General features: G+C 47.3%; 17 protein-coding genes. 6 read left to right on the forward strand and 11 right to left on the reverse strand.

Annotated elements, in window-relative coordinates:
• Positions 1-38 precede the first annotated feature (38 nt).
• Positions 39-758 (reverse strand): TonB system transport protein TonB, encoded by a 720-nt coding sequence (gene tonB, locus RGV86_RS03120; RefSeq protein ID WP_024212522.1) that lies wholly within the window; start codon positions 756-758, stop codon positions 39-41.
• A gap of 223 nt (positions 759-981) precedes the next feature.
• On the opposite strand from tonB, the gene RGV86_RS03125 reads away from it, so the two are divergent.
• Positions 982-1278 (forward strand): YciI family protein, encoded by a 297-nt coding sequence (locus RGV86_RS03125; RefSeq protein ID WP_000967595.1) that lies wholly within the window; start codon positions 982-984, stop codon positions 1276-1278.
• Between the two features lie 300 nt (positions 1279-1578).
• Positions 1579-2826 carry a voltage-gated potassium channel protein gene (gene kch / locus RGV86_RS03130; RefSeq protein ID WP_010344796.1) on the forward strand — a complete coding sequence of 416 codons (1248 nt, stop codon included), beginning with the start codon at positions 1579-1581 and terminating at the stop codon, positions 2824-2826.
• A gap of 53 nt (positions 2827-2879) precedes the next feature.
• Here kch and RGV86_RS03135 read toward each other — a convergent pair whose 3' ends face one another.
• The gene (locus RGV86_RS03135) at positions 2880-3053 is read right to left on the reverse strand and encodes a YciY family protein (RefSeq protein WP_001309467.1); all 174 of its coding nucleotides are present in this window, start codon (positions 3051-3053) and stop codon (positions 2880-2882) included.
• 142 nt (positions 3054-3195) lie between these two features.
• Between RGV86_RS03135 and cls the strand changes: the two genes are divergently transcribed.
• Together cls and RGV86_RS03145 are read left to right on the forward strand one after the other, a co-directional pair.
• On the forward strand, positions 3196-4656 hold the full coding sequence (gene cls / locus RGV86_RS03140; protein WP_000214525.1) for a cardiolipin synthase: 1461 nt from the start codon (positions 3196-3198) through the stop codon (positions 4654-4656).
• A gap of 34 nt (positions 4657-4690) precedes the next feature.
• On the forward strand, positions 4691-5020 hold the full coding sequence (locus RGV86_RS03145; protein ID WP_000366958.1) for an HI1450 family dsDNA-mimic protein: 330 nt from the start codon (positions 4691-4693) through the stop codon (positions 5018-5020).
• Between the two features lie 51 nt (positions 5021-5071).
• Here the strand turns inward: RGV86_RS03145 and oppF are convergent, their stop codons facing one another.
• The 7 genes from oppF to ychE all read right to left on the reverse strand — a co-directional run bounded on the left by oppF (position 5072) and on the right by ychE (position 12040).
• Positions 5072-6076 (reverse strand): murein tripeptide/oligopeptide ABC transporter ATP-binding protein OppF, encoded by a 1005-nt coding sequence (oppF, locus tag RGV86_RS03150; protein WP_000994883.1) that lies wholly within the window; start codon positions 6074-6076, stop codon positions 5072-5074.
• Positions 6073-7086 carry a murein tripeptide/oligopeptide ABC transporter ATP-binding protein OppD gene (oppD, locus tag RGV86_RS03155; protein ID WP_000110959.1) on the reverse strand — a complete coding sequence of 338 codons (1014 nt, stop codon included), beginning with the start codon at positions 7084-7086 and terminating at the stop codon, positions 6073-6075. The genes oppF and oppD overlap by 4 nt, the downstream gene beginning before the upstream one ends.
• Before the next feature lie 11 nt (positions 7087-7097).
• Complete coding sequence (gene oppC / locus RGV86_RS03160; protein WP_000979659.1) at positions 7098-8006, reverse strand: oligopeptide ABC transporter permease OppC; 909 nt, start codon at positions 8004-8006, stop codon at positions 7098-7100.
• Between the two features lie 14 nt (positions 8007-8020).
• Complete coding sequence (gene oppB, locus RGV86_RS03165; protein WP_000911117.1) at positions 8021-8941, reverse strand: oligopeptide ABC transporter permease OppB; 921 nt, start codon at positions 8939-8941, stop codon at positions 8021-8023.
• Between the two features lie 84 nt (positions 8942-9025).
• Positions 9026-10657, reverse strand: coding sequence for an oligopeptide ABC transporter substrate-binding protein OppA (gene oppA, locus RGV86_RS03170; protein WP_000182038.1), 1632 nt, complete (start codon positions 10655-10657; stop codon positions 9026-9028).
• Between the two features lie 228 nt (positions 10658-10885).
• The gene (locus RGV86_RS03175) at positions 10886-11023 is read right to left on the reverse strand and encodes a hypothetical protein (RefSeq protein WP_157941585.1); all 138 of its coding nucleotides are present in this window, start codon (positions 11021-11023) and stop codon (positions 10886-10888) included.
• A 369-nt stretch (positions 11024-11392) separates the two neighbouring features.
• The gene (gene ychE / locus RGV86_RS03180; protein ID WP_000616769.1) at positions 11393-12040 is read right to left on the reverse strand and encodes an NAAT family transporter YchE; all 648 of its coding nucleotides are present in this window, start codon (positions 12038-12040) and stop codon (positions 11393-11395) included.
• A gap of 479 nt (positions 12041-12519) precedes the next feature.
• On the opposite strand from ychE, the gene adhE reads away from it, so the two are divergent.
• Positions 12520-15192 (forward strand): bifunctional acetaldehyde-CoA/alcohol dehydrogenase, encoded by a 2673-nt coding sequence (gene adhE / locus RGV86_RS03185; protein ID WP_000301666.1) that lies wholly within the window; start codon positions 12520-12522, stop codon positions 15190-15192.
• Between the two features lie 302 nt (positions 15193-15494).
• On the opposite strand, the gene tdk is transcribed toward adhE, so the two are convergent.
• The gene (gene tdk, locus RGV86_RS03190) at positions 15495-16112 is read right to left on the reverse strand and encodes a thymidine kinase (protein ID WP_024165082.1); all 618 of its coding nucleotides are present in this window, start codon (positions 16110-16112) and stop codon (positions 15495-15497) included.
• A gap of 602 nt (positions 16113-16714) precedes the next feature.
• Between tdk and hns the strand changes: the two genes are divergently transcribed.
• Positions 16715-17125: a histone-like nucleoid-structuring protein H-NS gene (gene hns, locus RGV86_RS03195; RefSeq protein ID WP_001287384.1), complete on the forward strand. Its 411-nt coding sequence runs from the start codon at positions 16715-16717 to the stop codon at positions 17123-17125.
• A 146-nt stretch (positions 17126-17271) separates the two neighbouring features.
• On the opposite strand, the gene galU is transcribed toward hns, so the two are convergent.
• A complete protein-coding gene (gene galU / locus RGV86_RS03200; protein ID WP_000718987.1) occupies positions 17272-18180 on the reverse strand; it encodes a UTP--glucose-1-phosphate uridylyltransferase GalU in 909 nt (302 codons plus the stop codon).
• Between the last annotated feature and the right edge of the window lie 117 nt (positions 18181-18297).

An 18297-nucleotide genomic window follows, 5' to 3' on the forward strand; every position in this document is an offset into this window, starting at 1 on the left:
AGTCAAAAGCCTCCGGTCGGAGGCTTTTGACTTTTTACTTACTGAATTTCGGTGGTGCCGTTAATTTTAAACAGAATATTTACCACAATTCCACTTCCTGGCTTACCCGGCTCGTAACGCCATCTGCGCATCGCGTTTTTCACTTCGCGCTCAAACATGTTTGCGGGTTTGGCGGAAAGAATTTGTACGTTATCCACGCGACCATCCGGTGTAACGTCAAATTTAACTTTAACCTGCCCTTCAATGCGCAATGCCTGCGCACGCGCTGGATACTGCGGCTGATTGCGGCTTAATGCGCGTGGTCCTGAAGCCACACTAGTGACTGGTTTGCTGGTTGCAGCCGTTGCAGTGCTGGTGGTCGGGCGCGCTGGTGCCGTATTTTCAAACGGTGATGCCGGACGCGACTCCGCTGGTTTAACATCGCGCTTTGGCTGTTCCTGCACCTTTTTCACTGGCTTCGGTTTTGGCTTAGGTTTTGGCTTCGGCTTTTCAATGACCACCGGCGCTTCTTTTGGCGGTTCAGGTATCGGCTCAGGTTCCGGCTCTGGCTCTACCACCGGCTCCGGCGGCGGCTGAACGGCTTGTGGCGGTTCGAGATCCGCTGGCGCAACCATGGTGACAGAAATCGGCTGCGCGGGCGCAGGTAGTTCAATAACCTGATGTACCGAGGTATAGAGTAGACCCGCCACGACAGCACCGTGAATGCAGACTGAAAGTAACGTCGGCCAGGGGAAGCGGCGAGGTAAATCAAGGGTCATTGAAGTCATAATCATTTCAGTAGAAAAACCAGGCCTCAATTTTAAATGCAAATAGCAATCATATTCAATAACACAAAACGATCAGGATCAGTGAAAACGCAATTTTTGGCGTAATTGACCTGACTTTATCCAGACTCTTAACAAAGACATCATCTTTCCGTTGCAGATCTTCGCCCTTTCAAATAACGTACTTTACAACTTTTCCGAACAAGGAGTTGTGCCCGTGTTGTATGTAATTTACGCTCAAGACAAAGCCGATAGTCTCGAAAAACGTCTTTCCGTTCGTCCGGCACATTTAGCGCGTTTGCAGTTACTGCATGATGAAGGTCGTTTGCTGACTGCGGGACCAATGCCAGCAGTTGATAGTAATGATCCTGGTGCCGCAGGTTTTACCGGTTCGACGGTGATTGCTGAATTTGAATCTCTGGAAGCAGCGCAAGCATGGGCTGATGCCGATCCTTACGTGGCGGCTGGAGTGTATGAACACGTTTCAGTCAAGCCCTTTAAGAAAGTGTTCTGAATAGAGGCTCAACATCTTAGAACACGGTTTTAGCAACCGTGTTCTTGTTTGGCCTTTCCTTGTAGGTATGCCATCGCAGCCGCTATAACAAACAGATAATAACTTTATCTGTATTTCTTTATACGATGTCAGCATATTCAGGAAAAATGCCCCTCCCTGACAAGGTATTGCTCAATCAAATCCTTTGATTACTGCGGATAAAGTCATCTACTATTGTTTAACATATTCACGCGTCGCATGTATGCTCACATTATGTACGCGTAGAGATAATTAAACAAAATTGTGGTTACAGAGGTATCAGTGAGTCACTGGGCTACATTCAAGCAAACAGCAGTAAATTTATGGGTGACCCTGCGGCACGATATTATCGCGCTAGCCGTCTTTTCAAATGGATTGCTTATTTTTAAAACAATCTATGGTATGTCGGTCAATCTGCTCGATATTTTCCATATCCAGGCATTTTCGGAACTTGATCTCTCCTTGCTGGCCAATGCGCCGCTGTTTATGCTCGGCGTCTTTCTTGTTCTGAATTCGATCGGCTTGTTATTTCGAGCAAAACTGGCATGGGCAATCAGTATTATTTTGTTGTTGATTACGCTGATCTACACCTTGCATTTTTATCCTTGGCTGAAATTTAGTATTGGTTTTTGCATCTTTACGCTGGTGATTCTGCTGGTGCTGCGCAAAGACTTCTCACACAGTAGTGCCGCCGCCGGGACAATTTTTGCTTTTATTAGTTTTACGACGTTACTGTTTTACTCCACCTACGGCGCGCTGTATTTAAGTGAGGGTTTCAATCCGCGAATAGAGAGCCTGATGACTGCTTTCTATTTTTCGATAGAAACTATGTCAACCGTGGGCTATGGCGATATCGTTCCCGTGTCTGAATCGGCACGCCTGTTTACTATTTCAGTCATTATTTCCGGCATTACCGTTTTCGCCACCTCCATGACCTCTATTTTTGGTCCTCTTATCCGAGGAGGATTCAATAAACTAGTGAAAGGAAACAAGCATACGATGAATCGTAAAGATCACTTTATTGTTTGCGGTCACTCCATTCTGGCAATCAACACGATTCTGCAACTGAATCAACGCGGACAAAACGTGACTGTTATCAGCAATTTGCCAGAAGATGACATCAAACAACTTGAGCAACGATTAGGCGACAATGCTGATGTTATTCCCGGTGACAGCAATGACAGTTCGGTATTAAAAAAAGCGGGAATCGATCACTGTCGGGCTATTCTGGCGCTCAGTGATAACGATGCAGATAACGCTTTTGTCGTCCTGTCAGCCAAAGATATGAGCAAAGATGTCAAAACGGTGCTGGCCGTCAGCGATAGCAAAAACCTGAATAAAATTAAAATGGTACATCCGGACATCATTCTTTCGCCGCAGCTTTTTGGCAGCGAAATTCTGGCGCGGGTTTTAAATGGTGAAGAGATTAATAATGATATGCTCGTCTCAATGTTGCTGAACTCCGGGCATGGTATTTTCAGCGATGACGATGAAACGAAAACTGACAGTAATGAATCGGCGCAAAAATAGATTTAAAAGGCTGAAGGTAAACTTGCTGGGCACCGCAATGGTGCCCGGAACATTCAGATATTGTAGATCGCAAACAATAACGAGTTACGCTGTTTGTTTAGAATGCACTTCCTGATGCTGTGGATACGCATATTTCGGCGAGACTGCCCCTCAAGCCAACGCGATTTACGCCGGCTAGCCTGACGCTGCATACGCCAGCGTCCCACTTCCGTTCTACTCCGCTTCATGTTAACTACTCTATGCAATAACAGAATGGTCATTATACCCTCGCCCCCGACGCTGACTAGTGCTTTTCCCGCGTTTTTATTTGCCAGATGAATCCATATGCGTAAACTCATAACAATGCGCTTTCAAAAGGATTTCTAATCTATGACAACCGTTTATACGTTGGTGAGTTGGTTGGCCATTCTGGGATACTGGTTGCTCATTGCAGGCGTAACATTACGCATTCTAATGAAACGACGTGCAGTTCCCTCCGCCATGGCCTGGCTGTTAATCATTTATATTCTGCCTCTGGTCGGAATTATTGCCTATCTTGCAGTCGGCGAACTCCACTTAGGTAAACGCCGTGCCGAACGCGCCAGAGCGATGTGGCCTTCTACCGCTAAATGGCTTAACGATCTTAAAGCCTGTAAACATATCTTCGCAGAAGAAAACAGCAGTGTCGCCGGCCCGTTATTCAAGCTTTGCGAGCGTCGTCAGGGGATCGCCGGGGTCAAAGGAAATCAGCTACAACTGATGACCGAGTCTGATGATGTGATGCAGGCGTTAATCCGCGACATCCAGCTCGCCCGGCATAATATTGAGATGGTGTTTTATATCTGGCAACCCGGCGGTATGGCGGATCAGGTGGCTGAGTCACTGATGGCTGCAGCCCGACGCGGTATTCATTGCCGACTGATGCTCGATTCCGCCGGTAGCGTCGCGTTCTTCCGCAGTCCGTGGCCAGAACTGATGCGTAATGCCGGTATCGAAGTGGTCGAGTCCCTAAAAGTTAATCTGATGCGCGTATTTTTACGCCGTATGGATCTGCGCCAGCACCGCAAGATGATCATGATCGATAACTACATTGCCTATACCGGCAGTATGAATATGGTCGATCCGCGCTTCTTCAAACAGGATGCGGGCGTAGGACAATGGATTGACCTGATGGCGCGTATGGAAGGCCCCATCGCCACCGCGATGGGGATTATTTATTCCTGCGACTGGGAGATTGAAACCGGGAAACGTATTCTGCCGCCGCCACCAGATGTCAATATTATGCCATTTGAGCAGGCCAGCGGTCATACGATCCATACCATTGCTTCTGGCCCCGGCTTCCCGGAAGACCTGATTCACCAGGCATTACTGACTGCGGCTTATTCGGCGCGTGAATATTTGATCATGACGACGCCCTACTTCGTGCCCAGCGATGATTTGCTTCACGCAATTTGCACGGCAGCGCAACGTGGTGTTGATGTCAGTATTATCCTGCCACGTAAAAATGACTCAATGCTGGTTGGCTGGGCCAGTCGCGCGTTCTTTACTGAGCTGCTGGCCGCTGGGGTTAAAATTTATCAGTTTGAAGGCGGATTGCTGCATACCAAGAGCGTGCTGGTCGATGGCGAGTTAAGTCTGGTGGGCACCGTTAACCTCGATATGCGTAGTCTTTGGCTGAACTTTGAAATCACGCTGGCGATCGACGATAAAGGTTTTGGTGCTGACCTGGCCGCCGTTCAGGACGATTATATTTCGCGCTCACGTTTACTTGATGCGCGGTTGTGGGCGAAACGACCACTCTGGCAACGCGTTGCCGAGCGACTGTTTTACTTCTTCAGCCCGTTGCTGTAAAACGTGGCCAACAGATGTTAAACGGGTAGTGACTATGGATATGGATTTAAACAATCGCCTGACCGAAGATGAAACACTTGAACAGGCCTATGATATTTTTCTCGAACTGGCCGCAGATAATCTCGATCCGGCTGATGTTCTGCTGTTCAATCTTCAGTTTGAAGAGCGCGGCGGTGCGGAGTTATTCGACCCGGCAGAAGACTGGCAAGAGCATGTTGATTTCGATTTAAACCCGGACTTTTTTGCCGAAGTGGTGATTGGCCTGGCGGACAGTGAAGATGGCGAAATTAACGATATTTTCGCCCGCATTCTGTTATGTCGCGAAAAAGATCACAAACTTTGCCATATTATCTGGCGAGAATAAATAATCGCTTTTGGCGTGATAAAGGGCTGACAGTTGTCAGCCCTTTTTGTTTTAAAGCGGATCGACTTTCAGGCAAGAAACGGCATGTCTGAAACTCCCCTCCAGCACAGGTCGCGTTTTGGCACACTCAGGACCGGCAATCGGGCAGCGGGTACGGAAAACACAACCAGAAGGCGGGTTGATCGGCGACGGTAATTCCCCTTCCAGTAACTGAATAGATTTATTCTTTTCCAGATCCGGGTCAGGAATGGGCACTGCCGACATCAATGCTTTGGTATAAGGATGCAGCGGATTATGGTAGACCTCATCATACGTCCCCAGTTCTACCGCATGTCCGAGATACATCACCAGCACGCGATCGGAAATGTGTTTTACCACGGCCAGATCGTGGGCGATAAAGATTAATGACAATCCCATCTCACGTTGCAACTGCTGGAGCAGGTTGACTACCTGCGCCTGAATTGACACATCCAGCGCCGACACCGGCTCATCGCAGATAATCAGCTTCGGTTCAAGAATAAGTGCACGAGCAATCCCGATACGCTGACACTGCCCGCCGGAGAACTCATGCGGATAACGGTTAATCAGATTGGGTAGCAAGCCGACTTTCATCATCATCGCCTTCACGCGCTCACGAACTTCCTGGCGTGACATTTTCGGATGGTAGGTGCGCAGCGGTTCAGCGATGATCTCACCGATGGTCATACGCGGGTTCAGCGATGCCAGCGGATCCTGAAAAATCATCTGGATATCACTACGAACGGCACGCCATTCATCGGGCTTCATTCCCAACAACTCTTTGCCTAACCAGGCAACACGACCATCAGTAGCCTTGACCAAACCGATGATGGCACGAGCAAAGGTGGACTTACCGCATCCCGATTCTCCTACCACACCCAATGTTTCCCCTTCATACAAGCGAAGCGTGACACCATCGACCGCTTTCAGTGTTTTTGCGGGTTGCCAGAACCACTGTTTGCCATCTTTGATTTCAAAGTGCACTTTCAGGTCAGCGATTTCGAGGAGGACTTTTCTTCCTTCAGTTACAGCATTCATAACAGTTCCTCCACCGGTTTAAAGCATGCACGCAGACGGCCAGGGGTAAACTCTTCCAGCGGCGGTGCGCTACTACAAATTTCCATCGCATGTGGACAACGTGGCTGGAACGGGCAACCTTTTGGTAATCGCAGCAGGTTTGGCGGATTACCGGGAATGGTCAACATGGTTTCACCTTCCGCATCGAGACGCGGCACCGCATTGAGCAAACCGATAGAATAAGGATGAACGGGTTGATAAAAGACATCGCGCGCATTGCCATATTCCATCGTGCGCCCGGCGTACATCACCAGAACTTTGTCACAGATCCCCGCCACCACACCCAGATCGTGGGTGATCATAATGATGGCGGTATTAAATTCCCGCTTCAGTTCATTCAATAGCGTCATGATTTGCGCCTGTACGGTCACGTCCAGCGCAGTTGTCGGCTCATCGGCAATCAGCAGTTTAGGCCGACACAGCAACGCCATCGCAATCATGACGCGCTGACGCATCCCACCAGAAAATTCATGCGGGAACATCTTCATGCGTTTACGCGCTTCCGGCATTTTTACCGCATCGAGCATCCGCACTGACTCTTCAAACGCCTCAGCCTTGCTCATGCTTTTATGCAGCATCAGCACTTCCATCAACTGCTCACCAACGCGCATATAAGGGTTTAACGAGGTCATCGGATCCTGAAAAATCATCGAGATTTGTTCAGCGCGCAGTTTATTGAGTTCTCGCTCTGGAAGATTGAGGATTTCTCGCCCATTGAAGGTTGCCGATCCGCCAATACGTCCGTTGGCCGCCAGAAGCCCCATTAAGGCAAACGCGGTTTGCGATTTACCCGAACCAGATTCACCAACGATACCCAGTGTTTCCCCGGCACGCAGTGAAAAATTCAAATCATTGACCGCCGTGACGTCGCCATCCGGGGTGCTAAAGGTGACACGCAAATCTTTCACGTTCAGTAGTGCGTCAGCCTGTTGTTGTGCGAGCGGCACAGTTGCAGTTTCAATTACGCTCATGGCTGCACTCCTTAACGATCTTTCGGGTCGAGGGCATCACGCAAGCCATCGCCGATAAAGTTGAAACAAAACAGCGTCACCACAAGGAATCCCGCAGGGAACAGCAGTAACCACGGAGAGACTTCCATCGAGTTCGCGCCATCGCTCAGCAATGCGCCCCAGCTGCTTAACGGCTCTTGTGTACCCAGCCCCAGGAAGCTTAAAAAGGATTCAAAGAGGATCATGCTGGGCACCAGTAGCGATGCATAGACCACTACAACACCAAGCACATTCGGCACAATGTGGCGAATAACAATGCCCGGCGTAGATACACCGCCAACTTGTGCCGCCTCAATAAACTCTTTGCGCTTCAGACTCAGGGTTTGCCCACGCACAATACGCGCCATATCCAGCCAGGAAACCATGCCAATCGCTACAAAAATCAGCAAAATGTTTTGACCGAAAAAGGTCACCAGCAAAATGACGAAGAACATGAATGGGAAGGAGTTGAGGATTTCCAGCAGACGCATCATTACCGAATCCACTTTGCCGCCAAGATAACCAGAAAGCGAACCATAAAGTGTCCCCACAACCACTGCGACCAGTGCCGCAGCAACCCCGACCATGAGTGAGATACGTCCACCAATAGCAACGCGTACCAGCAAGTCGCGGCCAGATGAGTCAGTACCAAAGTAGTGACCGGATTCCATATCCGGGGCGCTGGACATCATCGCCCAGTCGGTATCGTCATAGGCAAACTGCGAAAGCATTGGTGCCAGGATAACAAATAACGCGATCAGTACCAGCACTATCAGACTGGCGACCGCCGCACGGTTATGCATAAAACGTCGACGTGCGTCCTGCCACAAGCTGCGCCCTTCGACCTCCAGCTTCTCACTGAAATTTTCCAGCGTCTCGCTGTTTTTCTTACTTAACATCATCGCGAGCTCCAGTATCAGTAACGGATTTTCGGGTCGATAACCGCATATAGCACATCGACAATGGCATTAAACAAAATGGTTAATGCACCAACCAGAATGGTCAGGCTTAACACCAATGAATAGTCACGGTTCAATGCGCCATTAACGAACAATTGCCCGATCCCCGGCAAACCATAAATGGTTTCGATGACCATAGAACCGGTAATAATGCCGACAAATGCGGGTCCCATATAGGAGAGCACGGGTAGCAGAGCAGGTTTTAATGCGTGGCGAAGGATGATCCTGCGCATAGGTAAACCTTTCGCGCGGGCAGTACGAATAAAGTTGGAATGCAAAACTTCAATCATCGAACCACGGGTAATACGCGCAATACTGGCGATATAGGCGAGAGACAATGCCACCATCGGCAATATCATGAATTTCAGCGCCCCGCCATTCCAGCCACCGCCTGGTAGCCAATGCAAAATGATCGCAAATATCATGACTAATAATGGCGCAACCACAAAACTGGGGATAACCACCCCGGTCATTGCCAGCCCCATCACGGTATAGTCCCATTTGGTGTTTTGTTTTAATGCGGCAATAACGCCAGCACTAACACCCAGCACTACTGCAAGTATAAACGCGGCTGCCCCCAATTTTGCAGAAACAGGAAAACTGGATGCTACCAGGTCATTGACCGAATAATCTTTATATTTAAAAGACGGACCGAAATCGCCATGCGCCAGTTGTTTCAGGTAGCTGAAATACTGTGTCATGATCGGATCATTAAGATGATATTTCGCTTCGATATTGGCCATCACTTCTGGCGGTAACGTCCGTTCACCAGTGAACGGACTTCCTGGCGCCAGACGCATCATAAAGAACGAAATAGTAATCAGAATAAATAGCGTCGGAATCGCTTCCAGACAGCGACGTAGAATAAATTTTAACATTGCCGTACCTTCTGGCCAGTGCCTTCTATAATGCGATAAAAATCAGACACCGTGGAGCAAGTTCCCCTGCCCCACGTATTGCCATTAGTGCTTCACAATGTACATATTTCTGGTGTAGGTATTATCCAGCGGATCTTTGCCGGTATACCCCCCAACCCACGGTTTCACCAGACGCGCGTTCACATAGTAATAAACCGGAACAATGGCCGAATCTTTATCCAGCTGCTGTTCTGCTTTGGTGTACAGCGCAGTGCGTTGCGCCTCGTCAGTCGCTTTCAGCGTTTCCGCCATAATGCTGTCAAAGGCCGGGCTCTTATAATGCGCGGTATTCATCGAACTGTTCGACAGCATGGTGTTCAGGAAGGATGTTGGTTCGTTATAGTCAGCACACCAGCCTGCACGAGCCACATCAAAAGTTCCCTGGTGACGGGTATCGAGGAAGGTTTTCCACTCCTGGTTAACCAGTTTGACGTTTACACCAATGTTTTTCTTCCACAGTGAAGAGGCGGCAATCGCCAGCTTTTTATGCAGATCGGACGTGTTATATAGCAGGTTAATGGTCAACGGTTTGTCTGCGGTATAGCCCGCTTCAGCCAGCAGCTTTTTCGCTTCTTCGTTACGTTTTTCCTGGCTCCAGCCAAACCATTCCGGTTGAGTTAATTTTGCACCATCTGTGTAAGGAGGAGTGTAACCATAGGCGGGCATATCGCCCTGTGCTTTCACTTTATTAACGATGATATCGCGATCCATACCCAGTTTCAGTGCGGTACGCACACGCACGTCGTTGAATGGCGGTTTCTGATTGTTAATTTCGTAATAGTAGGTGCACAAATACGGATCGACGTGAACCTCGTCCGGGATCTCTTTTTTAAGCTTCTGGAACAGCTCGATCGGCATGTTGTTATAGGTCATATCGATTTCGCCGCTGCGATAGCGGTTAACATCGGTGACTTCAGAAGCAATCGGCAAATAGGTGACTTGGTTAATGACGGTTTTCGCGTTGTTCCAGTAGGTCGGGCTGCGCTCAAGAACGATACGTTCGTTAACGACCCAATCTTTTAAGGTATAGGCACCGTTGGTGACAATATTTCCTGGCTGGGTCCATTTCTCGCCGAATTTCTCAATAGCGGCTTTTGGCACCGGAGAAGTCGATGGGTGAACCAGTAATTTATAGAAATACGGAACAGGCTCACTTAATGTGACTTCTAAAGTGTGGTCATCGACGGCTTTCACGCCGAGATCGGTAATCGGTTTTTTCCCTTCGAGAATTTCATCAATACCGGCGATATGCCCATATTGTAGATAACTGGCATAGGGAGAAGCGGTGTTCGGATCAACAGAACGTTGCCAACTGTATACAAAGTCCTGCGCAGTGACTGGCGTGCCGTCGGACCATTTCGCATCTTTACGCAGATGGAATGTCCAGACTTTGGCATCTTTATTATCCCAGGACTCCGCGACGCCAGGCGCCGGGTGACCATCGAGATCGCTGACCAGCAAGCCTTCAAACAGGTCGCGACTGATATTAGACTCCGGAACCCCTTCAATTTTGTGCGGATCTAATGACTGAACTTCAGAACCATTGTTACGCACCAGCGTTTGTTTTTCTGCAAGCTGAACACCAGCGGGTACATCAGCCGCCAGCGCAACATTCCCTGCCATAAGCGCAGCCAGAACGCCTGCTGCTACTAAACTTCTCTTGGTGATGTTGGTCATTGTTTTTGGACTCCCTCATTATAATTACTGGCTTTAACCAGCATGTGTAATCCCGGGTTGGGACCCTGGACAGATTCGGAGACTTTCTGCTGCCAGGTTGATATATCGTTACGCTTTGCTATCACCGACTTTATTTATTCTGGCGATTCGAACGACCACCTTACGTCGGTTCCTACTGTGTCTCCCCTGTCGAGACACATTTACTATTTAATGCAGCAATTTTTATTGTTAATTATTCTCATTACCAAAAAAATCGCCTGACGGTTGGCCGGAAAGTATCAAATGCGCTTCTTGCCCGCCAATACATTTTGCAAAATTGTTAAGCAATTCTCTTTTACTGACCGCGCCAATATCCAAAGACTTCATCAGACTTCCAATAAAACCATTTAAAAACAATAAGATAAAACCTCGTAAAGCAAGTCTGTTTTTTCTGGTTGCTGTCACGATAGAGAAATATACAATAACTTAACAAAAGGTCATTATTTAGCACATTCCTCTGCCAAATGCAGTGGAATTACTAATATCATTTCAATTATTCTTCAGCAAGACCCAGGATTATGATGTCGCGAAAATAACATGATGAGGAGGATGGCGGGGTAAGGATATTCTTATAACTGGCTGTAATATGAGGAAAAATATTTATCTATTTCGTTTGCTTTTGATAACTGTGCTGGGCAAAAGTAAAAATAATGACGAAAAAACGGAGCACCATGGCTCCGTTTCGTATGAAAGAAATTAATTGAGCAGACCAGGGAAAATCCCTTTGATTCCATTAACAATAAATTCAATCCCTAATGCCATCAGCAGCAACCCCATAATACGAGTAATCACGTTTATACCGGTCTGGCGCAGAACTCGCACCAGCCAGGGTGCCATGCGGAATAAGCCCCAGCAACATAAAGCAAACAATGCAATTGCCACAAAAAAGCCGAACAGATAACCAATGCTGTGATAACGCGTTCCCCAAACGATAGTTGAACTGATCGCCCCTGGTCCTGCCATCAAAGGCAATGCGAGCGGTACAACGCCGATGCTTTCTCGAATTGCGGTTTCTGATTTCTCTTGTTTGTTCTGTTTATCCTCACCAAGCTTACCGCTGATCATCGACATCGCAATTGTAACCACCAGTATGCCGCCCGCGATGCGGAACGAATCAATCGATATTCCAAAAAGTTGCAGAATCGTGTCGCCGAGAAAAAGCGAGATCCACAAGATAATCGCTACCGACAGGTTGGCAGTCAGATTTGTTTTGTTTCTCGCTGCCGCAGTCTGATAGCTGGTCATACTGATGAACACGGGGATAATCCCAACCGGGTTAACCAGCGCAAATAACCCGATGAAAAATTTAAAGTAAACGGGAAAATCAAAGAGTGTCTGAATCACGGTTAGCTCCGAAGCAAAAGCCGGATAATGTTAGCCATAAGCAAAGGTAAAAAAATACGCGCTGACAATACGCCTTTTGGCAGCATTTTTCACCTCCTAACCGCTTAAAATTACTATCATTCATTATTGTTATCTAGTCGTGCAAAACATGCTAATGTAGCCAACAATAAATACTACAATTTATTAACTATTAGCTTTTATAGCTAAAAGCGGAGCTGAAAGGTGTCAGCTTTGCGGAATTTTGATCTAGATCACGTAATCAGTACCCAGAAGTGAGTAATCTTGCTTACGCCACCTGGAAGTGACGCATTAGAGATTAGTCTCTCTAATGTTTAAACTCTTTTAGTAAATCACAGTGAGTGTGAGCGCGAGTAAGCTTTTGATTTTCATAGGTTAAGCAAATCATCACCACACTGACTATACTCTCGTATTCGAGCAGATGATTTACTAAAAAAGTTTAACATTATCAGGAGAGCATTATGGCTGTTACTAATGTCGCTGAACTTAACGCACTCGTAGAGCGTGTAAAAAAAGCCCAGCGTGAATATGCCAGTTTCACTCAAGAGCAAGTTGATAAAATCTTCCGCGCCGCCGCTCTGGCTGCCGCAGATGCTCGAATCCCACTCGCGAAAATGGCCGTTGCCGAATCCGGCATGGGTATCGTCGAAGATAAAGTAATTAAAAACCACTTTGCTTCTGAATATATCTACAACGCCTATAAAGATGAAAAAACCTGTGGTGTTCTGTCTGAAGACGACACTTTCGGTACTATCACTATCGCTGAACCAATCGGTATTATCTGCGGTATCGTTCCAACGACTAACCCGACTTCAACTGCAATCTTCAAATCGCTGATCAGCCTGAAGACCCGTAACGCTATTATCTTCTCTCCGCACCCGCGTGCAAAAGATGCAACTAACAAAGCTGCTGATATCGTTCTGCAGGCTGCTATCGCTGCTGGTGCACCGAAAGATCTGATTGGCTGGATCGATCAACCTTCTGTTGAACTGTCCAACGCGCTGATGCACCATCCTGATATTAACCTGATCCTCGCGACTGGTGGTCCGGGCATGGTTAAAGCAGCATACAGCTCCGGTAAACCGGCAATCGGTGTAGGTGCTGGTAACACTCCGGTTGTTATCGATGAAACCGCAGATATCAAACGTGCAGTTGCATCCGTACTGATGTCCAAAACCTTCGACAACGGCGTAATCTGTGCTTCTGAACAATCTGTTGTTGTTGTTGACTCTGTTTATGACGCTGTACGTGAACGTTTCGCTACCCACGGCGGTTACATGCTGCAGGGTAAAGAGCTGAAAGCCGTTCAGGACGTTATCCTGAAAAACGGCGCACTGAACGCAGCTATCGTTGGTCAACCGGCTTATAAAATTGCTGAACTGGCGGGCTTCTCTGTACCAGAAAACACTAAGATTCTGATTGGTGAAGTGACCGTTGTTGATGAAAGCGAACCGTTCGCACATGAAAAACTGTCCCCGACGCTGGCAATGTACCGTGCAAAAGATTTCGAAGACGCGGTAGAGAAAGCAGAGAAACTGGTTGCCATGGGCGGTATCGGTCATACCTCTTGCCTGTACACCGACCAGGATAACCAACCGGCACGCGTTGCCTACTTCGGTCAGAAAATGAAAACTGCCCGTATCCTGATCAACACCCCGGCTTCTCAGGGTGGTATCGGTGACCTGTATAACTTCAAACTCGCACCGTCCCTGACTCTGGGTTGTGGTTCCTGGGGTGGTAACTCCATCTCTGAAAACGTTGGTCCGAAACACTTGATCAACAAGAAAACCGTTGCTAAGCGAGCTGAAAACATGTTGTGGCACAAACTTCCGAAATCTATCTACTTCCGCCGTGGCTCACTGCCAATCGCGCTGGATGAAGTGATTACTGATGGCCACAAACGTGCGCTCATCGTGACTGACCGCTTCCTGTTCAACAACGGTTATGCCGACCAGATTACTTCTGTACTGAAAGCTGCCGGCGTTGAAACTGAAGTCTTCTTTGAAGTTGAAGCTGACCCGACACTGAGCATCGTTCGTAAAGGTGCAGAACTGGCAAACTCCTTCAAGCCAGACGTGATCATCGCGCTGGGTGGTGGTTCCCCGATGGACGCCGCGAAAATCATGTGGGTTATGTACGAGCATCCGGAAACCCACTTTGAAGAACTGGCGCTGCGCTTTATGGATATCCGTAAACGTATCTACAAGTTCCCGAAAATGGGCGTGAAAGCGAAAATGATCGCCGTCACCACCACTTCCGGTACGGGTTCTGAAGTGACTCCGTTTGCGGTTGTAACCGACGATGCAACAGGTCAGAAATATCCGCTGGCAGACTATGCACTGACCCCGGATATGGCGATTGTTGACGCCAACCTGGTTATGGATATGCCGAAGTCCCTGTGTGCTTTCGGTGGTCTGGACGCAGTCACTCACGCCATGGAAGCTTATGTTTCTGTACTGGCATCTGAGTTCTCTGATGGTCAGGCTCTGCAGGCGCTGAAACTGCTCAAAGAATATCTGCCAGCGTCTTACCACGAAGGGGCTAAAAACCCGGTAGCGCGTGAACGTGTTCACAGTGCAGCTACTATCGCCGGTATCGCGTTTGCGAACGCCTTCCTGGGTGTATGTCACTCAATGGCGCACAAACTGGGCTCCCAGTTCCATATTCCGCACGGTCTGGCCAACGCCCTGCTGATTTGTAACGTTATCCGCTACAACGCGAATGACAACCCGACCAAGCAGACTGCATTCAGCCAGTACGATCGTCCACAGGCTCGTCGTCGTTATGCTGAAATCGCAGACCATCTGGGTCTGAGCGCACCGGGTGACCGTACTGCTGCGAAGATCGAGAAACTGCTGGCATGGCTGGAAACGCTGAAAGCAGAACTGGGTATTCCGAAATCTATCCGTGAGGCTGGCGTTCAGGAAGCTGACTTCCTGGCGAACGTAGATAAACTGTCTGAAGATGCATTCGATGACCAGTGCACCGGCGCTAACCCGCGTTACCCGCTGATCTCCGAGCTGAAACAGATTCTGCTGGATACCTACTATGGTCGTGATTACGTAGAAGGAGCACCAGCAGCAAAGGAAGCAGCTCCAGCTAAAGCAGAGAAAAAAGCGAAGAAATCCGCTTAATCAGTAACTCTGTACATCCTCATAAACGGTCCCTTTTGGGGCCGTTTTTTTGTTTTCGCTACACGCTATACAAAGCCAAATAACCCAACTGCATTAGTATGCTCATATATACTGTTATCTAATGCGCACTAACCGCGATAACCTGAAAATGACTCAACATCGTAGATGACGAAGCACTAAATCGTTCTGTTACGTTTTAGCGATGGTTAGGAGCAGAGAAAGAATTATGGTTCGGAAGAAGTTAGTAAAACGAACTGACAGGATAAAGGCCTCGATTCATCCTGTCAGTAAAGAAAATCTTATTAATCGTGTTGATGTCTTTCTTGAATAGCCGTCAAAGAACCGACTTCTAACGCTTCTTTATAGTGTTTACGGCAAACCGAGACGTAACGCTCATTACCACCAATAACTACCTGTTCGCCTTCGTTATAAGGCCTACCCGCTTGATCAAGACGTAGCACCATGCTTGCTTTACGACCACAAAAGCAAATAGTTTTTAATTCGACCAGTTTGTCTGACCATGCCAGTAAGTATTGACTGCCGGTAAATAATTCACCGCGAAAATCTGTACGTAAGCCATAACAAAGTACGGGTATATCGAGTTGATCGACAACCTCCGATAATTCATATACTTGTTGTCTGGTTAAAAACTGGCATTCATCAACCAGTACACAATGAATTGCCTGTTGTTCATGTTCCGCACGAATCTCATCAAATAATGATGAATTTTGGTTAAATAATTTTGCCGGAGATGACAAACCTATACGCGAGCTGACTTTCCCTGCCCCGAAACGATCGTCAATTTCCGCCGTATATACGACAGTCCGCATACCGCGTTCCTGGTAATTGTATGAAGATTGCAGCAATGCCGTAGACTTACCCGCGTTCATTGCGGAATAGTAGAAATATAGCTGTGCCATCAGCCACAGGCCCTCAATGATATGAAATAAAGTTGGCTGAAGTTTATCATAATTCGCCAGTTTTACAGCGCAACAGTACACGCAGAAGAGCGTATATACATCATTCCTTAAGAAGGATGACATAATCCTTCAGAGCTATCATTGTGTCTGTATTGCTTGTTATAACCGCGTAAATGACTCCAGGTAACTATTCACAATCTTTAACTTGTTGCACAAGTAATAACCCTCTGTTGACCTCCAGGATACGGCAATACGAAGTCCCTGCACTTATTGCGACTGTTCTTCTTTTCATCATTCTCTTAATAGCGGATTTTTTGTAAACATGACTAATACCGAAGAGTAAAAGACGTCAGCGCGTGTTAATCCCTACATAAAATGTGACATGAATCAGGAAGTTTTAACCTTAGATGATGCGAAATCATCGGTACAAATAGGGCTATATGCCGCATCTTTTCTGGCTAATTTTATGAAAAGATATTTATTGGCGGCACAAAATAAAGAACAATTTTGAATTCCTTACATTCCTGGCTATTGCACAACTGAATTTAAGGCTCTATTATTACCTCAACAAACCACCCCAATATAAGTTTGAGATTACTACAATGAGCGAAGCACTTAAAATTCTGAACAACATCCGTACTCTTCGTGCGCAAGCAAGAGAATGTACACTTGAAACGCTGGAAGAAATGCTGGAAAAATTAGAAGTAGTTGTTAACGAGCGTCGCGAAGAAGAAAGTGCGGCTGCTGCTGAAGTTGAAGAACGCACTCGTAAACTGCAACAATATCGTGAAATGCTGATCGCTGACGGTATCGACCCGAACGAACTGCTGAATAGCATGGCTGCTGTTAAATCTGGCACCAAAGCTAAACGCGCACAGCGTCCAGCTAAATATAGCTACGTTGACGAGAACGGCGAAACCAAAACCTGGACTGGTCAGGGTCGTACTCCGGCTGTAATCAAAAAAGCAATGGATGAGCAAGGTAAATCCCTCGACGATTTCCTGATCAAGTAATAATCTTTTTTAGATTACGCTCGCTTAAAATCCCGCCATTGGCGGGATTTTTTATTGTCCGTTTTAAGACTATCCAATAAGAATAAGCTATAAAAAAACGGCATTGATAACTCAATGCCGTTTCGTAGAAAACACCGCTATTGGTGTTACTTCTTAATGCCCATCTCTTCTTCAAGCCAGGCTTTAAATTCAGCACCCAGCGAGTTGTGACGAATACCGTATTCAACGAAAGCCTGCATGTAACCTAATTTATTACCGCAGTCATGGCTCTTCCCTTTCATGTGATAGGCTTCAACCGTTTCTTTTTCGATCAGCATATCAATAGCATCGGTAAGTTGAATTTCATCGCCTGCTCCCGGAGGAGTTTTTGCCAGCAGCGGCCAAATATCGGCGCTAAGTACGTAACGACCAACAATAGCGAGATTAGACGGTGCAACATCTGCTTTCGGTTTTTCTACTACACCGACCATCGGTACACTTTCACCAGGCGCTAAATCCACACCTTTGCAATCCACAACACCGTATGCAGTCACATCAGCAACAGGCTCAACCATGATCTGACTATGGCCAGTTTCATCAAAGCGGCGGATCATCTCTGCGAGGTTATCCTGCGACAAATCGGATTCATATTCATCCAGAATAACGTCAGGCAAAATAACAGCCACAGGTTCATCACCAACTACCGGGTGAGCACACAATACTGCGTGCCCTAAACCTTTCGCCAGCCCCTGACGAACTTGCATAATAGTCACGTGCGGCGGGCAAATAGACTGCACTTCATCAAGCAGCTGACGTTTTACACGTTTTTCCAGCATTGCTTCCAGTTCAAAACTGGTATCAAAGTGGTTTTCAATAGAGTTTTTCGATGAGTGAGTCACCAGCACAATTTCAGTAATACCCGCCGCAATACATTCATTCACGACGTATTGAATTAATGGCTTATCGACAAGCGGTAGCATCTCTTTCGGGATAGCTTTCGTCGCCGGCAACATCCTGGTTCCTAATCCCGCTACGGGGATAACGGCTTTTTTGACTTTCGTGTTAATGGCAGCCATTTAAATTCTCCTGGACTGTTCGTGTATTGAACGTGTTCATATTTCTGTATCACATCCCAGTATATCAGTACCCTGGCGACGCCTGGTTCCGAAAAGGAAGCGAGTTAACATAATTAA

This window comes from Escherichia ruysiae (assembly GCF_031323975.1).
In the GTDB taxonomy this organism is placed as follows: domain Bacteria; phylum Pseudomonadota; class Gammaproteobacteria; order Enterobacterales; family Enterobacteriaceae; genus Escherichia; species Escherichia ruysiae.